The sequence below is a fragment of the Trichocoleus sp. FACHB-46 genome (genome assembly GCF_014695385.1).
Lineage (GTDB): Bacteria > Cyanobacteriota > Cyanobacteriia > FACHB-46 > FACHB-46 > Trichocoleus.
In genome coordinates this window covers 185647-205788 of record NZ_JACJOD010000024.1, presented here as the reverse complement: position 1 = coordinate 205788, position 20142 = coordinate 185647, and the positions used below count along the sequence as shown (strand labels likewise).

The window sequence follows — 20142 nt, the reverse complement described above, 5'->3', positions numbered from 1 at the left end:
GCAGAAGCTCAAATGCCTCTCAGTTAGGTCTGAATGATTCAGAGCTAGCTCATGCTTTTGATTAATTCGCAGATCTATATTCTGTTGGCTCTCTTAATGAGTTGGTGGAAATAGATGAACGTGAAAAGAGTAGCGATCGCTGCTGGCGCTTTGAGTCTCGCCAGTAGTGCGCTTGTGGCTTGCTCACCGACTACCCCAAATAACCGATTAGCGATCGAGGGTAATCAGGGCAACCCAGGCAATGAAGCGGTGAAGCTGAAGTCTGTTGCTGTGACCGTGGGCGATTTGAGCAATCCTTTTTTCGTGCTGATGGGGCGAGGCGCGGAAGCAGAAGCCAAAAAAATTGGTGGTCCAGATGTCAGAGTCACGTTGGTATCCAGCGGCTATGACCTGAACCAGCAATTTAACCAGATCGAAAATTTCATTGCTTCTGATACCGACGTGATCGTCCTCAACGCGGGGGATAGCAAAGGCATTGCTCCAGCCGTAGAGAAGGCCAAACAAGCGGGCATCGCGGTGATTGCGGTAGATACAGGGGCAGAGGGAGGTGTAGATGCCACCATCACCTCCAATAACGTCCAAGCGGGACAAGTTAGCTGCCAATACATTGCCGATCGCCTGAAAGGGAAAGGCAACATCGTCATCGTCAATGGCCCTCCAGTCAACTCGGTCTTTGAGCGAGTCGATGGCTGTAAAGAAGTTTTGGCCAAATATCCGGATATCAAAGTTCTTTCCAAAGACCAGAACGCTGAAGGAAGCCGAGATGGGGGGCTAAGAGTGATGAGTGACTTGCTCACCTCCTTCCCCAAAATCGATGCCGTATTTGCAATTAATGATCCTTCGGGAGTCGGGGCAGAGTTAGCAGCTCGGCAAGCCAAGCGTAGTGAGTTTTTCATTGTAGGTGTGGATGGCGCACCAGAAGCTAAAGAAGCGATCGAAGACCCCAATAGCTTGTTTGTGGCGACTGCGGCTCAAGACCCCTTAGGCATGACCCGCAAGGCCGTTCAAGTCGGTAATGACATTCTGCATGGCAAGAAGCCTGCTAACCCGGACATTTTGATTCCAGTCAAGCTAATCACGCGAGAGAACGTCAGCGAATATCCAGGCTGGCAGTGAGATTGATTTAGGAGCTACTGATGACCACCGATATCCGAGCCTCATCCCCAGAAGGAGCGATCGCCACTCCAGTCCTGGAAATGCGAGGCATCACCAAACGATTTCATGGTGTCCCGGCGCTGCAAGGCGTGAACCTCATCATCTATCCCGGAGAAGTTCATGCCCTGATGGGGGAAAACGGGGCAGGCAAAAGCACATTGATGAAAATCTTGGCGGGCGCTTATATCGCGGACGAAGGCGAGATTCTGATCAACGGTCGCCCTGTCAACATTACCGATCCAGCGATCGCCAGACAATCGGGCATCAACCTGATTTATCAAGAGCTGAATGTCGCGCCCAACTTGACTGTAACCGAAAACATGTTCATGGGCAGGGAGTTGCGGCGAGGGCCATTTCTCGATCGCGACGGTATGGAACGAGAAGCAGCCCAAGTCCTCAGAACTTTGGGAGCTAGTTTCACCACTCACGATATCGTTGGAGATCTCGCGATCGCGGAACAGCAGCAGGTAGAAATTGCCCGCGCCCTCAAGGACAACAGCCGCATTTTGGTGATGGACGAGCCGACAGCAGCTCTGTCTGACAGGGAGACAGAACACCTGTTTGAGGTGATTCGGCGGTTGCGGAGTGATGGCATTGCCATTATCTACATCAGTCACCGTATGGAAGAGATCTATGCTTTGTCCGATCGGGTCAGCGTCCTGCGAGATGGACAATACATTGGCAGCCTAACCCGCAGCGAAATTTCTCCCGATCGCCTAGTGCAGATGATGGTCGGTCGGCCCATGCAAGACTTCTATGAGCACCAGCGCCAAAGCACGCCAGGTCCGGTGGTTCTGGAAGTGAGAAACATGAGTGATGGCCGTAAGGTGCAACCCGCCAGTTTTTCGGTCCATGCGGGAGAAGTGCTGGGGCTGGCTGGTCTGGTCGGTGCAGGCAGGACGGAACTATCGCGGCTGATTTTTGGTGCTGACCCTAAGACGAGTGGCGAAGTCTTTCTGAACGGTCAGAAGCTGAACATTAACTCCCCTGGTGACGCGATCGCCGCAGGGATTGGCTATGTCCCAGAAGATCGCAAAGACCAAGGGCTGTTTCTAGAGATGAGTTCTCGCAAAAACATCGTCCTGAATCGGCTGAAGCAAGATGCTCATGCTGGCCTGGTCAATTGGGGTGCAGTTAATCAGGTGGCGACGGACGCTGTAGAGAACTTTAATATCCGCCTGGCCAACTTGGAAATTCGAGCTGTAGACCTGTCGGGGGGAAACCAACAAAAGTTGTTGCTGGCCCGCTGGCTGGCCATTAAACCCAGAGTCATATTGCTGGACGAACCGACGCGTGGGGTGGACATCGGCGCAAAAAGTGAGATCTACCGCATTATTAGCAACTTGGCTGCAGAAGGAGTCGCCATTCTCATGGTTTCTAGCGAACTGCCAGAAGTCGTAGGGATGAGCGATCGCGTGTTGGTAATGCGAGAGGGCGAGCTGGTGGGCGAGCTAGGCGGCTCTACTGGCAGACAGATTACGCAAGAAAACATCATGGCTTACGCCACTGGCGCATCGGAGGTAGCAGGATCATGAGCCAAACTGAACTAAGACCGCGTCGAGACCAGACGAGCGATCGCCCCCGCGCTCAGAAACGCAAAGGAGCCAGGGATTTACTGCAAGTGGCAGGAATTTTGCCCATCCTGCTGATTATTGGCATTCTGTTTACGTTTCTCACGCCGACTTTCCTGACCCCTGGCAACCTGGTTAATATCGCTCGGCAAGCCTCGATCAATATCGTGCTAGCGACCGGGATGACCTTTGTAATCCTGACCGGAGGCATTGACCTGTCCGTTGGCTCGATTTTGGGCGTATCGGCAGTGGTCGCAGTGCTCGTCTCCCTGATTCCTGCTTTGGGTTGGGCGGCTGTCCCCGCAGCACTACTGGCAGGGCTAGCAATGGGCTTGGCGAATGGCGCGTTGATTGCTTTCCTCGATCTACCGCCGTTTATCGTTACTCTAGGCGCGTTAACGGCTTGGCGAGGCACCGCCTATTTAGTGGCGAACGGCACGACCGTGATCAACCGCGACCTCAACTTCGCCTGGATTGGCAACAACTATCTTGGCCCCATACCTTGGCTAGTGGTGATTGCGTTACTGGCAGTAGCGGCGAGCTGGTTCGTCCTCAGGCGTACTGTATTGGGCGTGCAGATCTACGCAGTGGGTGGCAACTCACGAGCAGCACGGTTAACTGGGATTAAAGTCAATCGGGTGCTGCTATTCGTCTATGGTGTCAGTGGCTTGCTCTCTGGCTTAGCGGGCATCATGAGTGCCAGTCGTCTTTACAGCGCCACGGGGATGTTGGGCAACGGCTATGAGTTAGACGCGATCGCAGCAGTCATTCTCGGTGGCACCAGCTTCACCGGAGGCATTGGCACCATCGTCGGCACGTTGGTCGGCGCGCTGATCATCGCAGTGCTCAACAACGGCCTCACTTTGCTGAACATGTCCTATTTCTGGCAACTGGTGGTCAAAGGTTTGGTGATCATCGCGGCTGTGACGATCGACCGTTTGCGTCGTCGTAATCGCCGTTAGAGTGAACCGTAACCTCCACCACCGGGGGTTTCAATTACAAACACATCGCCGGGGTTCATTGCGACCTCGGCTTTGCTGTCTAATAGCTCGATCGCCCCGTTTTGTCGTTCTACCCAGTTTCGAGCGATCGCCCCTGGTTGACCTCCTTGCAAACCAAAAGGTGAAATGCGCCGACGGTTAGAAAGAATTGCCGCTGTCATAGCTTCACGAAAACGGATGCGACGAATCACGCCATTGCCACCGTGATATTTGCCCGCACCACCGCTGTCAGGCCGAATCGCAAAAGCTTCTAACAACACCGGAAAGCGCCATTCCAACACTTCCGGGTCTGTGAGACGAGAGTTGGTCATGTGAGTTTGCACCGCATCGGTACCTGCAAACGTGGGGCCAGCGCCAGAACCACCACAGATGGTTTCGTAATATTGATAGCGATCGCTGCCAAAGGTGAAATTGTTCATCGTGCCCTGAGACGCAGCCAGCACCCCCAATGCCCCATACAGCGTATCCACGATCGCCTGAGACACCTCCACATTCCCCGCTACTACTGCCGCTGGATATTGTGGATTCAACATAGAACCTTCAGGGATATGAATGTCTAAAGGCTTGAGGCAACCCGCATTCAACGGAATGTCATCCTCTACCAACGTGCGAAACACATAGAGAACCGCTGCTTTCGTCACGGCTAAAGGCGCATTGAAGTTGTTCGGCTGTTGTGGAGAACTCCCCGTGAAATCAATCCGAGCAGTGCGGGCGGTGTGATTGATTGCGATCGCCACTTGAATTTGGCTACCATCATCCATTTCATAGGTGAAGCGGCCATCCTTCAGCACTGCAATCACCTGCCGCACCGTCTCCTCCGCGTTATCTTGCACATGGCGCATATAAGCTTGCACCGTCTCCAAGCCAAAATGCTCGACCATCCGATGCAGCTCTTGCACCCCCTTCTCATTCGCCGCAATCTGCGCCTGTAAATCGGCCAAATTCTGCGTCAAATTCCGCACCGGATAAGGCCCAGAAGTTAACAGCTCACTGAACTCCTGCTCGCGAAATTGTCCCTGATCTACTACCTGAAAGTTATCAATCAGAATCCCCTCCTGCTCCACCGAAGTACTATTCGGCGGCATCGACCCCGGTGTAATTCCTCCGATATCAGCATGGTGACCGCGAGAAGCGACGAAGAAGAGAGGAGTAAGGGATGAGGAGTGAGGAGTATTCACTGCAAACACAGGCGTTATCACCGTCACATCCGGTAAATGCGTCCCGCCATTGTAGGGATTGTTGATGGCGTAGACATCGCCAGGTTTGAGCTGATCTCCTTTTGCAGTCAATAAGCTTTGCACACTCTCACTCATCGACCCTAAATGCACCGGAATATGAGGTGCATTCGCCACCAATTGACCCTGCCCATCAAAAATCGCACAAGAGAAATCTAGACGCTCCTTGATGTTGACCGAGTAGCTGGTGTTTTGTAGCGTAAACCCCATCTGCTCCGCGATCGCCATAAACAAGTTGTTGAAAATCTCCAACATCACCGGATCAACATTCGTGCCGATCGCTTGCTGCCTCACCAAAGGTGTAATACGCTCAAGCACTAAATGACTGCGCTCGTTCACCTGTGCTTGCCACCCCGGTTCAATCACATTAGTTCCAGTCGCTTCAATGATGATGGCTGGACCTGAGATGCGATCGCTAGGTTGCAGGTTAGCTCGGTCAAAGACTGGGGTATCGTGCCAGGTATCAGCCGTGAACATTTGGACAGTTGCGATCGCCTCTAGTGCTCCAGTTCTCCATTGATCGGCGATCGCCTCTTCAGGAATCGCGGTAACGCCCACCACTTCTACCGAAACCGCTTCGACAATCAAGGGTTTGTGGGGCGCAATAAACCCATACCGCTGCTGATGTGCTGCTTCAAACCGAGTCACCATATCCGGAATACTGCCAAATTCCACAATCAGCGCAGAATCTGTCCCTTCATAACGCAGATGTGCTTTAGAGAGAACTTGAATATTTGAAAACTCCAGTTCCCCGCAATTTATAGCCCTAGCGGGCATACCAGAGAGGGGGGGTAGGGGGGCCTGCATCAGTTCAGCTTTGGCATCATCAGCAATCTCAGCCAACAGCTTTTCCAACCCAAGCATCAACCCATCCGTCAATTTCGCCTCAACCGATCGCTCTCGCAACACACGCAGATCAGCCAAACCCATGCCATAAGCCGAAAGCACACCTGCAAACGGATGAATGAACACCTGTGTCATTCCTAGAGCATCTGCGATCGCGCAGGCATGTTGTCCGCCCGCACCACCAAAACAGCAGAGCGTGTATTCCGAAACGTCGTAACCCCGTTGAACAGAGATTTTCTTGATTGCATTCGCCATTTTCTCCACAGCGATCGCCAGAAATCCCTGAGCCACTTGTTCTGGAGTACGGTTGTCTCCGGTGACTTGGCGAATCTGAATCGCGAATTCGGCAAATTTATCCCGTACCACTTCGGCATCCAGCGGCAAATCTCCATTGGGGCCAAAGACCTTGGGGAAGAACTGGGGATGCAACTTGCCGACCATAACATTGGCATCAGTTACCGTTAAGGGGCCATTTTTGCGATAACAAGCAGGCCCAGGATTCGCCCCTGCTGACTCTGGCCCGACTCGGTAACGCGATCCGTCGAATTGCAGAATAGAGCCACCGCCCGCTGCGACTGTGTGGATGGACATCATCGGCGATCGCATTCGCACACCCGCCACTTCCGTTTCAAAGGTGCGCTCATATTCGCCGTTGTAGTGCGCCACATCGGTGGAAGTGCCGCCCATATCAAACGTGATGATTTGCTCAAACCCTGCTAACTTGCTGGTTTGGACTGCGCCGACAATGCCTCCCGCTGGCCCCGAAAGGATACTGTCTTTACCTTGAAAGAACTTCGCGTCGGTCAATCCGCCGTTGGATTGCATAAACATCAGTTGCGTATCGCCCAACTGAGCCGCCACGCGATCGACATAGCGCCGCAGAATCGGAGAGAGATAGGCATCCACAACCGTCGTGTCCCCTCGACTCACTAACTTCATCAACGGGCTAACTTCATGGGATACCGAAATTTGTGTAAATCCAATCTCTCGCGCTAGCTCAGCAACTTGTTTCTCATGGTTGGGATAACGGTAGCCGTGGAGAAAGGCGATCGCACAAGCTCGAATTTCACTTGCACAAGCTGCTTGTAGTCCAGGACGAAGGGCTTCTATATTGACCGGGATTAATTCTGCCCCTTGAGCGGTGTAGCGTTCTTCCACCTCAATCACTTGCTCATAAAGCATTTCGGGCAAGATGATTTGGCGAGCGAAAATATTGGGGCGGTTTTGGTAACCGATCCGCAGTGCATCCCGAAAGCCCTTTGTGATCAGGAGTAGCGTGCGATCGCCCTTCCGCTCCAGTAGGGCATTGGTCGCCACAGTCGTCCCCATTTTCACCGCCGCAATTTTTTCTGCTGGGATGGGTGCCTCAGCTGCTATCCCCAATAATTCACGAATGCCTTGAAGGGGCGCGTCTGTATAGCGTTCGAGGTTCTCTGACAGCAGCTTGTGAACGACCAACTCACCGTTAGGCTGTCGCGCCACAATATCGGTGAAGGTGCCACCGCGATCGATCCAAAATTGCCAACCCGAATCAGATACACCAGACATTTCGGCTCCTTAACAATTACGGCGTTCGTGCTGCTGTAGTTTTGCTTAAGTTTCCGAACCCTATAAAAGGTCTTGAGTAGATAAATTCTAGGAGTTTTTAGGAATCCGTCTTGCTCAATGCGTTGCATTCACTAAGCTTCCTCTCAACAGCATGAAACAAATCTGGCAAGCCTGCAAAGCTTCACTGAAATCTGGTTTGAAATATGGCGCTGCTTGGCGGCAAGGGTATCCTTGGCACTACGCTCGGCTCCAACAGCCAGAGGCGAGTGGGCGCTATCCTTACCTTTGGAGCCAATCTACAACTCCAATTCCCCCACGTCCTGACTCTCCAGAAGTGAGCGAGAACCGACTCTGGAATCTGCGATTGGCTGCTCGAAAAATTCATGGCTTGACCATACAACCCCAGCAAATCTTCAGCTTTTGGCATCGTGTCCCGCGTCCTACTCGCTTTAGTGGCTTTCGGGAAGGACCAGTTTTTGTGAGAGGTGAAGTCAAGCTAGATTTTGGCGGTGGACTCTGCCTAATTTCTACGAACTTGTTCAATACTTTTCTACTGGCTGGACTTGAGATTTTAGAACGGCATCACCACAGCATTGATCCTTACGGTAGCAAGCGTTTCTTTCCCTTAGGGCGAGATGCCACAGTTGCCTACGGTTACAAGGATTTGATGGTGAGAAATACGAGCGGTATCCCTTTGCAACTAAGGCTAGACGTTGATTCAGAGCTAGGAGAAGTAACTTCGAGTGTTTGGGGAGTCACACCTTGTCCGTTTGCGGTGAATGTAACTGCTGAGACCCTAGAGCAAACGCCTGCTCCTAACGCCGATGGGATGCCTGGTTATCGCGTCAAAGTGACTCGCTATATTGGCAGACCCATCCAAGCTCATCTAGAAGCATCAAGAATTTGGCAGCCTGACTACGAAGCGATCGCCGTTTACCAACCCAGCCAGAGTTCCTACTACAACACCGGTTCCACTTCAACCACAACTGGTATTTGAAACTATTTGAAATTGCTTAAGAACCGAGGTTAGTGCTGTTGCAGCGTGAATACTTTGTGAATCGAATGGCTTACCCATCAGGTGTCATTCTCTTGCAGCGCTACAAAAACCATTGCTTACCTTGGGAGAGTTGGTCATGCAGGCAGATCTGCTGAATCGCAAACAAACTCACTTTCTGCTGTGGCGTCCTGGCAACATTGACCCAATTCCAGCGCTCTACATTGGCACTTATGCCAGCCTCAAAGCAGGCCAGTTTGAACAATTTCGGGAAATTCCACTTCAGCGATCGCCCCAGTTTCCTGATTTGTGGGAAGTGAGAGCGCAAGATTGCAACCTCGTTGATGGGCAAGTCTACGGCTATTGGTTCAAAATCCGTGACACCAATCCCTACAACGCCAGTCGCCCCGTACTCTGCTGCACAGATCCCACAGCCTACACCGTTGATCGTCGCTTTGCCGCCCCTAGCCCTAAAGAACCAGACGGTGCAGCCAGCGGTGATCCGGTCAGTATCGTGCTTTATCAAGCTGGACAATTAATTCCTTGCGATCCAGAAGGACAGGTGGTGGATTGGACAGGCGATCGCCCGCTGTCAGACTTGCCTCCCAACAATCGCTTAGTGATTTACGAGTTGCCTACCCGTTGGACTCGGATAGATAGTAGTGGGGACATCACTGTGGGTAAGGGAGCTTTTCGGGATGTGGAATCTCTCTTAGAACCTGCGGAAGCTGCTCCAGACTTTCCAGACGTGCCAGCCTTGCAACCAGGGCGAGCCCACTTGCTGGAGTTGGGCGTGAATGCCCTGGAACTGCTGCCGCCTGCCGACAGTGACGACAATCTGAATTGGGGTTATGGTACCGCTAACTATTTCGCCGCTGACTTTGACTTGGGCAGTCCTGATCATCAAGGTGCTCCCACTGCTTCAACCGATTTAGCGAGCTTAGTCAAAACCTGTCATCGCCACGGACTGCGCTTCTTCTACGACGCGGTGATGGCGTTTTCTCGCAACAATCCCTACGCAAACATCAATTTCCTCGACTTTTACATCCAGTTTGGGGGCGGCGATCCAGAGCAAACCAATCGAGATGGTTTTGGTGGCGATTTGTTCAAGTACAACTACACCGTCGAGGGCTATCACCCAATCACCGGAGAGCGATCGCGCTTGGTGCCCGCCCGTGAGTACATGAAAGCCCACATTGCTCACTGGATGGACTATTACCGCGTCGATGGGTTGCGCCTCGACAGCGTCAACAACGTCACCAATTACGACTTTTTGCAAGAGTTTAAGGACTATGCGCGATCGCTTTGGCAACAACGGGGCGGGACAGGCGATCGCTTTTTAGTAGTGGGTGAGGAACTCAGCGTTCCCTTAGAACTTGTCAATCAAAACCGTCTGGACGGCTTGTGGAATGAGAAGTTCAAGCAAATCATTCGCCAGGTAATTTTAGGCCGCAATTGGTATGGTGATCCGAGTTTTGAGGGCAGTGTTCGCAAACTGCTTGACTGCCGTTTATTAGGCTTCTCGGATGGTGCCCAAGCGGTCAACTATTTAACCTCCCACGACATCGGCGGCTTAGGCAATGAGCGTTTCTACAACTGGCTGGCTAACAACGGCGTCGCCGACACAGAACCGCGCATCAAGTTGGCCTTTGCCTGCTTACTAACTGCGGTGGGCATTCCCATGATTTTGGCTGGCGATGAATTTGCCGATCAGCAAGATCTAGACCTCAACTATCCAGGTCAGGGAGATACCAACAAACAAGTTGACCCAGTGAACTACAGCCGTGCCAGCGAAGATTGGCGACAGCGAATTTTTGGCTATGTGGCTCGATTGGTGCGCTTGCGAACGACTTCTGACGCGATCGCCTCCAACGACATTCAGTTTATCCACAGCGATTTTAGCGACGATAAGCGGGTAATGGTTTGGCAACGAGGCTATGGCCGCAATCTAGTTGTAGTAGTAGCCAACTTCTCCGACTACGGCACCCCCAACCCCACCGAACCGAATGCTGAGTATTTTATTCCCAACTGGCCACAAATCTCTAAGGGCGATCGCTGGCAAGAGGTCACGCAAGGACGATGGGTGGCAGGCGATCGCATTGGCCGAGAACCCATTTATCCCTGGTCAGCACACGTCTATGCTTTGAGCCAAAGCACTTTAAGAAATCGCTAATTGCAGAGGCTACTATTCAGCTAGTTTTCTCAGAATTAATTGATGACCCTTGTGAATGATTTCAATTTTGGGTGAGAAGCTGCTAACAAATGCGTCAATGCCGATCTGGGTATTTTGGTTGGGCTGGTTAGGGAACCTAAAGTCATAGTCATCAAATACCAGTAGTCCTTGGACTTTGACCAAGGGCCAGCTCAACACCGCATCAATCAGTACATCACAAGCAAGATGTGAGCCATCAATATAGATGAAGTCATAGGTATTAGGCGGCAAACTTTTGAGAACTCGATGAGACGAACCCACTATCTTTTTGACCCTTTCTGAAGCACCAGATTGTTGAATATTAAAATCAAATCGGTCTTCGAGAGATTTGATGTAGTCAGGGTCGTAAGATTGATGCTCGAAGCTACCTTCAAAAGTATCTACACAAGTAATAGTTGAAGAGGGATGCGTTAAGACATCTTCTAATAGCCAGCAAGTGGAGCGGCCTTCCCAGCTACCAATTTCTAGAACAGTTAAATTGGGTTGACCTACGAACTGCTGCAAATATACTTGCCACGTTGGAATATTGAAGCTAAACCAATCTGACGTAAATGTGTAGCTTTTGGCTGCGGTGTGGAGTTTATACCTGGCATCGACTAATCTTCTTGCAGCATCAGCATTATTGGCATCTAGCTCTACAGCCTGTTTCAGGTAGGTTTCCGCTGATTGAAACTGCTGCTTTTGAGCAGAGGTAACTCCTAAATTGAGAAATATCTTGGAAAGATGGACAGGACTAATACTTGCCTGGATTTCTAAACATCTACGGAATGCCCCAAACGCTTGGTCTAAAGATCCTTGCTGATGAAACACTAAACCCAGGTTGTTATGGGCGATCGCCACTTGATTTCTTACGGTATTAAATTGGGGGTTCTGGCGAATATTGTCGTTTAGAAAGCAAATATCAAATAATTCATGAAAAGGATGAATTGCGGCTAGTTTTTGTAGCACTCCTTCTAAAAGGTTGAGATTTACTTGTTCAAAGCCTTGGGCAAATGCCAGCGAATGAGTTGCCGATGCTAAGAACCGTCTCCCCTCCTGCTCAAATATTTTTAACTCTATAGCAAGTCGAATCAGGATTAGCGAATTATTAATGTCGTTAGGAAGGAATTGGGCAATGTAAGAACGAGTTAACCAAGCATTTTTCCAACTGGCATCCTGTTCATATTGCTCCGCTGTGGTTGCTAGAAATTGAATCAATTCAAGCGTGCTGTTTTGTTGCTGACTAGCACTTTGTTGCGAGAGCACTGACAGCCAAACAGTCTGTGCTTCCGGTGCTCGCTCTGCCAGGAGTAAAGCCAGAATCAAAGAGGTGTGGTCAGTCACTTCTCCAGGTTCTGCTTGAATTCCTGCTGCATAACTTGGCATTGCCTCACGAGCGCCTGTTGGGGCGACAGTTTGTGGAGGCTGCTGGCTATGGGTCATGGTTAAATTCCTGAAAAAACGGGTGGGCAACTCATCTATAAAGAACGAATGCCCATTTCTAGGCCGCGACAGACACCCGTTAAAAAATCTAAATCTAAAGTTTCAATGCGATCGCTGGGCTTATGATAGTGCGGATTCCGTAGATGTGCCGTATCGGTCACCATGAGGGCGCGATCGCCTCGGTCCCAAAAGGCAGCATGATCACTGCGGCGCGTATCTGGCAAAATCACGCCTTTTTTCCCCGCAGGTAACCAGCGACAAGGCACACCTGCCCGCCGCAAATGGCGGCTCAGGTGGATTAGGTCTGGAATTGTTTTCAGATTGCCAATGAGGCCGATAAAGTTGCCTTGGTTGGGAAAGAAATACTTGAGGACAGGAGGATACTGTTGGGAATTAGGAGTGCGATCGCAATACCCCAGCATTTCTAGGGCCAGCATTAAGCGCAGCGGCGCTTGTTGCAAGGAAGTTGCATAATAAGTGCTGCCCGCCAGGTTGTAGCTAGTTTCTTCAAAGTCGAATGCGACCAACCGTACCGGATAGCGAGCAGGTGCCTGGTGAAAAGCCCGCGCCAGCTCCAGCAGCACTGCTACCCCTGTGGCGTTATCGTCTGCTCCCGGTGAACCGACTACAGCATCGTAGTGAGCCCCAATCAAAATCGGCGGTCTGAGGCTGCGCCTTGCTGTGCTGATCGCTGGCAAATCCAAAATCAAGTTCTTCAAGTTCATTCCCCGAACCTGAAACTCTTGGACCTCCACTTCGCCCCATTGTTCTAACTGTTGGCGGATGTATTGTTGAACAAAAAAGTGTCCAGCCGTGGCTAAGTAAGGATCGCGATCACGAGCAACTTGAGTTAAATGCTGATGTAATCGAAATTTTAACTCCACCCAAAACTTCCATCCCACTAGACGGTAGTGGCAACTTCCAAGAAAAAATGGCTGTGCTTAGCGGAAATTTTTCATGACAAAAATTTCCACTTAGGGTCAGTAGGGGGTTTCACCCTATAGGTGGATTATTTCGCGGTTAGAGTTAGTATACTCTACTACCTAGCTACCAGAGGTTGTATACAGCACTACTGTATACGACATTTTGTGCATCCTCTCAAGCATTTATCCATACATGTTGCTATTTTGTCTTGTCTGGGTTGCATCCCAAGCTGAGTACTTTTTCTCTTCGGGACCAGGTTTGCTTAAAGCGCCTGAACGTCTATTCAGCACCTTTCCTGCCAAGATTCTTTCGGCAGTGAGTAGACCTTCCAAATCCACTACAGCTTGGCTCCAACCCGCAGTCACCTCCAATCTTTACAGCACCTATTCGCCTAAGTTAGCGTTGCTAAGCGTGGCACCGCAGCCCAAGCGCCAGAGTGCTTTGATCTCTTCTTCAACCTCTAGTTGGTTCAATCCGGTCGAAAATTCACTTTTTCACCCCAAATTAAGAACTGCCCCTGCTAGTATTGCGGCGATTAAATTAGAACCTCAACTTTGGGCTACTCGTTCTCTAGCGATTACAACGACCGCTAGCAAGAACTTCATGGACCACTATCCGGGTCAAGTCCTGCGGCTATTTAAGGATTTGTTTACTTGGCAAGGTCAGGAAAATAGCCTGAATGCCGTTAAAGCAGTGGTTATAGTCCGAGCTAACCGAGCTATCACGCTAGAGGGTAGTAGCCTCGCTAGAAGACAGCAGAAGTGGTCTGCTTTCCGACACACGGCTTTTATCCAAAATTTCTCGTCTCAGTCTCCTCATCGCACAGTGTTTCAAGTGTGGGTGAAAGGCTATCTCATTGCTGAGCTGCCGACTCGTGACCAAGCCGAATGGGTAGGAGCACAATTTAAACAAACCTTAGAGAATCCTCACTTTGATGCCTCTAAATTGCAGCCTGGCATGGCCCAAGGGAACCCTGCTGGCAAAGTCGGCGATCGCACTCTGTTTGTGGTTGATCCAGCGATCGCCGCTCACTTGAAGCGCACGCGCGAATTGTTAGCAGTTGAGTGGGTGAACAACTTACGCATTGCTTTGGCAACTCCACCCTTAACCTTGGCGGAAGCCCAAACCAAAATGTACGGTCTGGTGGAAACTGACCAAAAGATTCAGGGGCTGGCTTCTTGGTACGGCCCCTATTTTCATGGTCGGCTGACGGCGACGGGTGAAACATTTAACCAAAATGAGTTAACTGCGGCCCATCCCTCACTTCCCTTTGACACCTATCTCAAAGTGACAAACCTCAACAGTGGCCATTCGGTAGTGGTGCGAATTAACGATCGCGGTCCTTATGTAGACAACCGCATTTTAGACTTATCGCGCGAAGCCGCTCGCCAAATCAACAGCGAAGACGCAGGAGTCATTCCCTTCCAAGCAGTAATTATGCAACCCAATGCTCCTCAAAGCATTGCTGCAAATTCACAACTTAGAGCTGGCCTATAGCGTGGCTGACTTATAGGGTGGTCTGGGACGGAATCACAATATGGTGGTTCCGATCTACATTCAGCCATCCTTCTTCTTTTAGCTGACCCAGCAAGCGAGTCACGGTAACCCGCGTCGTGCCGATCGCGTTGGCTAAGTGTTGGTGAGTCAACCGAACGCCTAGGCGAGTGCCTTCGGCCGTAGGCAACCCAATTTCTTGCTTCAGCAACAACAACAAATGGCACAGCCGATCTTTAACTCGGCGATGCCCCACCAAAGCTAAAATTGCTTCCGTCTGCCGTAAGCGGCGGTTGACGTGGCGCAGAATTCCCTTCGTCAGAGTGGAAGATTGCTCCACATCAGCCACGGTTAACCGCATTAAATCAACATTAGATAAAGCGGTGGCTTGATAAGGATGGGTCAGCGTCAATGGCAACCCAAAAGGCATGGAAGGTCCCGCTAAACCCAGCAAAGCTTCATCGCCGTTGGGGTAGAGGGTACTGAGCTGCACCACCCCGCGACAGACAATCCAAATTTCCTGCGGGGCCATGCGGATGGACTGACCACTGCTATATGGATATAAACTGCGGCCTTCGTAAAGCTCCTCCAGCAACTGACGTAAATCGGGCTGAGAGCCTGCCTCAGAGGCAAAAGAATGGAGCATACCAATTACCCAGGCTAAATCTTTCCCTTAATTTAGAGGTTCGAGCTCAAGGGAAGTTAATTGCTGGGTTTACGCCCGGTTAAATTTTGGTTATGCCGCTTGTGATCTTGCTCACAAGACAGACTGCCAGACAGCAGTACGGCTCAATTAGGTTAACTGCTGCCTAGAGTAGGGTCAAGTATGCTAGCTCACACCAGAGTTAACTTGGTCAGCCCTTGCCAGCCAAACTTTGTCAGTCAGCCCTTGTCAGTCAAATTACATCAGCATGGAGGCAACGAATCGCTTCTAGCAGCCCTCTGGCTTTATTAAGGGTTTCCTGGTACTCGCGTTCTGGCTCCGAATCCGCCACCAAGCCAGCGCCTGCCTGGACACTGACTCGGTACTTGCCATCGCCTTGGCTACGAACTACCATCGTCCGAATGGCGATCGCGGTATTGAGCTGCCCTTCAAAATCGTAGTAGCCATAAGCTCCGGAGTAAGGCCCCCGCCGACAAGGTTCTAAGTCATGGATAATTTCCATTGCCCGAATCTTTGGGGCTCCGCTCACCGTTCCAGCCGGAAAACAAGCTTTGAGCAAATCCCAAGCCGTTTTGTCAGAGGCCAATTCACCAATGACATTGCTGACGATGTGCATGACGTGCGAGTAGCGCTCAATCACCATCAACTGATCAACTTTGACACTGCCACTTTGACAGACTCGCCCTAGGTCGTTGCGGCCCAAATCGACCAGCATGACATGCTCGGCAATCTCTTTGGGGTCTTGCAGAAGGTCTGTGGCTAGCGCTGCATCTTCTGCCGTCGTCTTGCCACGGGGACGAGTACCAGCGATTGGGCGCAGAGTTGCAATTAGGGGGCCTTGGGGGTCAGAGGTCCGTTCAGCTTTCACCATTACTTCTGGACTGGAGCCAATAATTTGCCAGTCTTGGAAGTGGAAATAAGCCATGTAGGGCGAGGGATTAATTAAGCGTAGGGAACGGTACAAAGCAAAAGGATCGCCACGGTATTCTGTCGCCAACTGCTGAGAAATGACGACCTGGAAAATATCCCCTGCTTTGATGTGCTCTTTAGCCTTCTCCACATTGGCGCAGAAGTTAGCTTGTGAGGTATTGCTGGTGTAATTTAGCGGCGGAGCGGCTTTGAGACTGCTAGGCGGAGTCCATTCAAGAACGGTGTCGGTGCCAGATAACGGTAGCTGTAGTTTGCTGACTAACTGCCGGACACGATCGCAGGCTTGCTCGTAGGCCTGCGCCAGATCTACCCCTGGCGATTGTAAGTCCGCGTAGGCGATCGCCCAAATCTTGCGCTTCACTTGATCAAAAATCAACAGATTATCTACCTGCATCCACAAACCATCTGGCAGGTCTGCCTCTGTAGCGGGATAAACCGGAACGCGCGGTTCAATCCAACGAATTAATTCGTAGCCCCAAAACCCAAACAATCCCCCAATCCCTGGCGGTAGCTCTGTCAACTTCACAGGTTGATAAGGTTGCAAGCAACTCGTCAAAATATCTAATGGGTTGCCGGAAAACTCTTGAACGGAACCATCACGATGAGTTTGAGTGGTGCGATCGCCTCTCGCTTCCAAAATCCACAGCGGATCGCAGCCCAACAAACTGTAGCGAGCGAGTTGCTCACCCCCTTCTACAGATTCCAGCAAAAAGCTATAGGGTTGCCCTGCACAAACTTTATACCAGGCTGAAACAGGTGTTTCTAAATCTGCCACCCATTCCTGGTAAACCGGAATGAAATTACCTTGCTGAGCGAGGGCTGAAAATTGCGAAAAATCCGGGAAAATCATGGCTGTATGGTTCAGTCTGGGAGGGACTCAAGTAAACACTTTACTGGCGAAATGGATTGACCTGAGTCATGCTGGTTGAGGTTGAAGGGACGCAAATAAATCAAAACACTTTACTGATTTAAAAAGTAAAGCCTCGGAGGGAGCAAGCCATCCGAGACTCAACTGTCTTTGTCCTGTCAATCAATTAAACTGCACTAAGCAACCATCCAAACACTTTGAAAGAATTTTTGAAAATTCAAAAACTTCATCAAGCTTCGAGATGAAAACTCAAGCAGCTAGCCCTAGACGCTATAAGTTGACTCACCGCTAAATTTGACTTTAGAGGGGTCAGTGTTTTGACCAATACGGCGTTCTTTCTTACCCACGTAAGGACGGCCTGCATTCACCTTCTCAGGGAACACGCCATCCTTGGGATGCAGGTACTCCATTTCGCCATTCGGAAAAATCCGATAGATCTTATAGTTAGTGATTTTGAATTTTGCCCGCAGTTGCTGGCCTCCGAGGGCGATGCAGTGCTCTTTACGAGCTAGGTACAGCAAGTTGTCACCTTGCTGCATAACTGCCGCTCCACCCGTGGGCATTTCAAACACTTGCTCTTTGGGGCTAGTCCAAGTGATGGCGTATTTCTCTTCGACTTGAGCTTTGGTTAGTAGGCCACCTGTACTGCCGCCAAATAAAGGAGTTTGTCCAGTAAGGGTTTCTGCCATGAATTTCTCTCTGAACGTCTGAACGTTTTACGGCATCCTATCACTGAGACGGAACCCGTCTATCTACTTTGTCAGGAACTGTTACAGTTCTTCAGTATTACGGCTTGACAATTCTTTAAATTTTTAAGGACGCGTAGTGATCCGCTTATGCCGCATCTTGGAATTGCCCGTTTGGACATTAGGCGATCGCGTCTCTCGTCCTTCTCGACTAATCGGAATCGTGAAGTGGAAACGACTGCCTTGATCTCTTCCGGCTGATTCCGCCCAGATCTGCCCCCCTAAACCCGTAATAATTTGGCGGCAAATGGCTAAGCCTAAACCTGTGCCTCCTGTGGTGCGGCGCAAGGCCCCTTCCTCTTGATAGAAGCGATCGAACACCGCTTCCAGCCGATTCGGTTCAATGCCTCGGCCTGTATCCGTAATCGTTACCTCTAGCATTTGTCTACCATTCCGGCGAGCTTCAATGGTGACTTGGCCTTCAGGCTCAGTAAATTTGCAAGCGTTTTCCAGCAGTTTCGAGAGTACCTCAACTAACCATTCACCATCGGCTCGTACCAACGGTAATTCTGGAGGCACTTGGGCCGCAATCTGGGGCAACTGTTCTTGAGATTGCCGAGAATGAATGCTGCTCAGAGCTAGATCTACACATTCCTGCAAAGGCAGCGGTTCTAAGTTCCACTGCACTCGTCCACTCTCTAAGCGCGAGAGGGTGAGAAAATCTTGTACCAGTTTACGCATGCGCTCTGCATCGCTTAAGGCGGTGCTGAGCATGACTTGCCGCAGTTCCAACGGCATATCGGGCTCGCTAGCCAGGCTTTCTAGGCACACTTGAATCGTGGAAAGGGGAGTGCGGAGTTCGTGCCCTGTGATGGCAATTAAGTTGCTACGGGTGCGATCGAATGCTTCGAGCTGTTGGTTTAAATCTTCTAAGTTGGCGTAGGCTTCCGCTTGAATCAAGGCCACTCCCACTTGGGTGGCGATCGCCTCTACTAAAGACAACTCATCATCGGCCCAGCGATGAGGTAACGCGCCGCAGTGATGCAGTTCTACCATGCCCATCAAGCGATCTTGATACAGCAGGGGCACCATCAGCCAAGAACGAATCTGCCAGCGATCGCTTAGTGCCTTCAAGTCTGCGTTGCCAGTGATGCGGGCATCCTTAGTCGTATCTTCAATGTGGATCAACTCGCCCTTCTGAGCAATTTCCTGAAATAAAGGATTGTTTTGCAGCGGCCAAGGTTGGCCATTTAGAGAAGGCGCGGTAATCGCTGCTGTAGCTGTTGCCCCATCTACCGCTGAGTCGGCACAAATGGCATTGGGACTGAGAAACTCATACTGAATTGTAGCTGTCGCATCTGTGGCGCGACAGCGATACATTAGGCAGCGACAAACGCGGAGGGTTTGCCCTAGTTCCTGCACTGCTACTTTGAAGATTTCGTCTGGGTTGAGCGATCGCCGAATGGCTGAACTGATCGAGTTAACCAACCGCTCTTTGCGTTCCTGAGCCGCGATCGAGCGATAGGTTTTGAGCAATTTGTACTGGCCCGCTTGCAGATAGGTCAACAGCCGCTCGACAAAGGGGTCAGGGTCAATCCCTTGCAACCCAGACGGCTTTTTACCCAAAAATTCAGCTTTGGCTTGCGCTACTTTGTCTGCTAATTCAGGTCGATACTCTAACACTCGATCTAGCAGGAGTTCAGCCGCTTGGCAGGTCACTTGACGGTCAAAGGTCCACACCCCTTCAAAGCGCCGGGTTTGATCCATCGCGGGTTGCTCTGGTGGCGGTAGCGCATCTCGCCGGAGCCTGATTGGATTGGTAGTCGGGCTTTCACGCTCGCGACAAACCAAACAGCTAGCATACTGCTGCCCAATTACCACCAAATGCCACTCATGGGTCAGTTGATCGGGCGGCTCAAAAGCGATGGTTTCGTAACTGCCTGAACGATTGGCAAAATCGGTTTCGGGCGCTGCTAAGACATAGACCTGATTGGTGCGCTCAGCAATCCGTAGATAACGATGTGCTTCCTGCCGATAGAAACGCTCTCGCTGGAAGCTAGCAATCACCAAGGGCCGTTCGGTTCCCGCCAAAACTTGGTCTTCCATTGCATGAGACAACGCTGTCAAGGAGGACTTGAAGTATAGTTGCGGTCTTAGTTCAGGCAGGGCTTGTAGCAGAGCTTCCAGCACGGAAGTATGGGTACTCATTCAGGTTTTTATCAGTCCAGGCGGGACACAATCCACGGGAGAGCGGTATTGAGATAGACTGCGCCTAATTCCTACGCTATAGCTCTAGAGAGGCAATCTAGCGCTCAGGCTGCGGCAAAGGCTCAACTGGCAACCCAGCACTTATGCCACCGACCACAACCTATCTTAATCAGGATTAGGTGTTAGCGGTTATCGAAAGTTTTCTTTCCTATTTTGACTGAGCGATCGCAAGTTGAGCGCTAGCTAGCCGGGCAAAATTCGCCCTTCGCTCTCTGAATAGCCATTAAACTCTATCCACTCAGCGATCGCCAGCTTATCTAAGTTTTTGTTTACTCCTTCTTAAGAAGTACGCCCAAAGTGTTAGAAAGAATTCAAATTCAAAAA

Annotated in this window: 13 protein-coding genes; 6 read left to right on the top strand and 7 right to left on the bottom strand. The window is 50.8% G+C overall.

Annotated features, from left to right (window positions below; genetic code table 11):
- Positions 1-114: 114 nt before the first annotated feature.
- The 3 genes from H6F72_RS14820 to H6F72_RS14810 are packed head-to-tail and all read left to right on the top strand — an operon-like array spanning position 115 to position 3688.
- Entirely contained in the window at positions 115-1116 is a 1002-nt protein-coding gene (locus H6F72_RS14820; RefSeq protein WP_190436907.1) for an ABC transporter substrate-binding protein, read from the top strand.
- Positions 1117-1136: 20 nt separating this feature from the next.
- Entirely contained in the window at positions 1137-2690 is a 1554-nt protein-coding gene (locus H6F72_RS14815) for a sugar ABC transporter ATP-binding protein (RefSeq protein ID WP_190436904.1), read from the top strand.
- Complete coding sequence (locus H6F72_RS14810) at positions 2687-3688, top strand: ribose ABC transporter permease (RefSeq protein ID WP_190436900.1); 1002 nt, start codon at positions 2687-2689, stop codon at positions 3686-3688. The genes H6F72_RS14815 and H6F72_RS14810 overlap by 4 nt, the downstream gene beginning before the upstream one ends.
- On the opposite strand, the gene H6F72_RS14805 is transcribed toward H6F72_RS14810, so the two are convergent.
- Positions 3685-7356, bottom strand: coding sequence for a hydantoinase B/oxoprolinase family protein (locus tag H6F72_RS14805; RefSeq protein WP_190436897.1), 3672 nt, complete (start codon positions 7354-7356; stop codon positions 3685-3687). The genes H6F72_RS14810 and H6F72_RS14805 overlap by 4 nt on opposite strands.
- A gap of 151 nt (positions 7357-7507) precedes the next feature.
- Here H6F72_RS14805 and H6F72_RS14800 point away from each other — a divergent pair, with 151 nt between their 5' ends.
- The gene (locus tag H6F72_RS14800) at positions 7508-8353 is read left to right on the top strand and encodes a VanW family protein (protein ID WP_190436894.1); all 846 of its coding nucleotides are present in this window, start codon (positions 7508-7510) and stop codon (positions 8351-8353) included.
- A gap of 136 nt (positions 8354-8489) precedes the next feature.
- Positions 8490-10523, top strand: coding sequence for an alpha-amylase family glycosyl hydrolase (locus H6F72_RS14795; protein WP_190436890.1), 2034 nt, complete (start codon positions 8490-8492; stop codon positions 10521-10523).
- A gap of 12 nt (positions 10524-10535) precedes the next feature.
- On the opposite strand, the gene H6F72_RS14790 is transcribed toward H6F72_RS14795, so the two are convergent.
- Positions 10536-11984: a class I SAM-dependent methyltransferase gene (locus H6F72_RS14790; protein WP_190436887.1), complete on the bottom strand. Its 1449-nt coding sequence runs from the start codon at positions 11982-11984 to the stop codon at positions 10536-10538.
- 35 nt (positions 11985-12019) lie between these two features.
- Positions 12020-12868 (bottom strand): M28 family peptidase, encoded by an 849-nt coding sequence (locus tag H6F72_RS14785; protein ID WP_190436884.1) that lies wholly within the window; start codon positions 12866-12868, stop codon positions 12020-12022.
- A gap of 355 nt (positions 12869-13223) precedes the next feature.
- Here H6F72_RS14785 and H6F72_RS31125 point away from each other — a divergent pair, with 355 nt between their 5' ends.
- On the top strand, positions 13224-14405 hold the full coding sequence (locus H6F72_RS31125) for a septal ring lytic transglycosylase RlpA family protein (RefSeq protein WP_348252258.1): 1182 nt from the start codon (positions 13224-13226) through the stop codon (positions 14403-14405).
- A 10-nt stretch (positions 14406-14415) separates the two neighbouring features.
- On the opposite strand, the gene H6F72_RS14775 is transcribed toward H6F72_RS31125, so the two are convergent.
- The 4 genes from H6F72_RS14775 to H6F72_RS14760 form a co-directional block, all read right to left on the bottom strand.
- A complete protein-coding gene (locus tag H6F72_RS14775; protein ID WP_190436881.1) occupies positions 14416-15048 on the bottom strand; it encodes a Crp/Fnr family transcriptional regulator in 633 nt (210 codons plus the stop codon).
- 250 nt (positions 15049-15298) lie between these two features.
- Positions 15299-16846 carry an anthranilate synthase component I gene (gene trpE, locus H6F72_RS14770; RefSeq protein WP_190436878.1) on the bottom strand — a complete coding sequence of 516 codons (1548 nt, stop codon included), beginning with the start codon at positions 16844-16846 and terminating at the stop codon, positions 15299-15301.
- 281 nt (positions 16847-17127) lie between these two features.
- Entirely contained in the window at positions 17128-17553 is a 426-nt protein-coding gene (locus H6F72_RS14765) for a photosystem I reaction center subunit II PsaD (RefSeq protein ID WP_190436875.1), read from the bottom strand.
- 123 nt (positions 17554-17676) lie between these two features.
- Positions 17677-19758 carry a DICT sensory domain-containing protein gene (locus H6F72_RS14760; protein WP_190436872.1) on the bottom strand — a complete coding sequence of 694 codons (2082 nt, stop codon included), beginning with the start codon at positions 19756-19758 and terminating at the stop codon, positions 17677-17679.
- Positions 19759-20142: the final 384 nt, after the last annotated feature.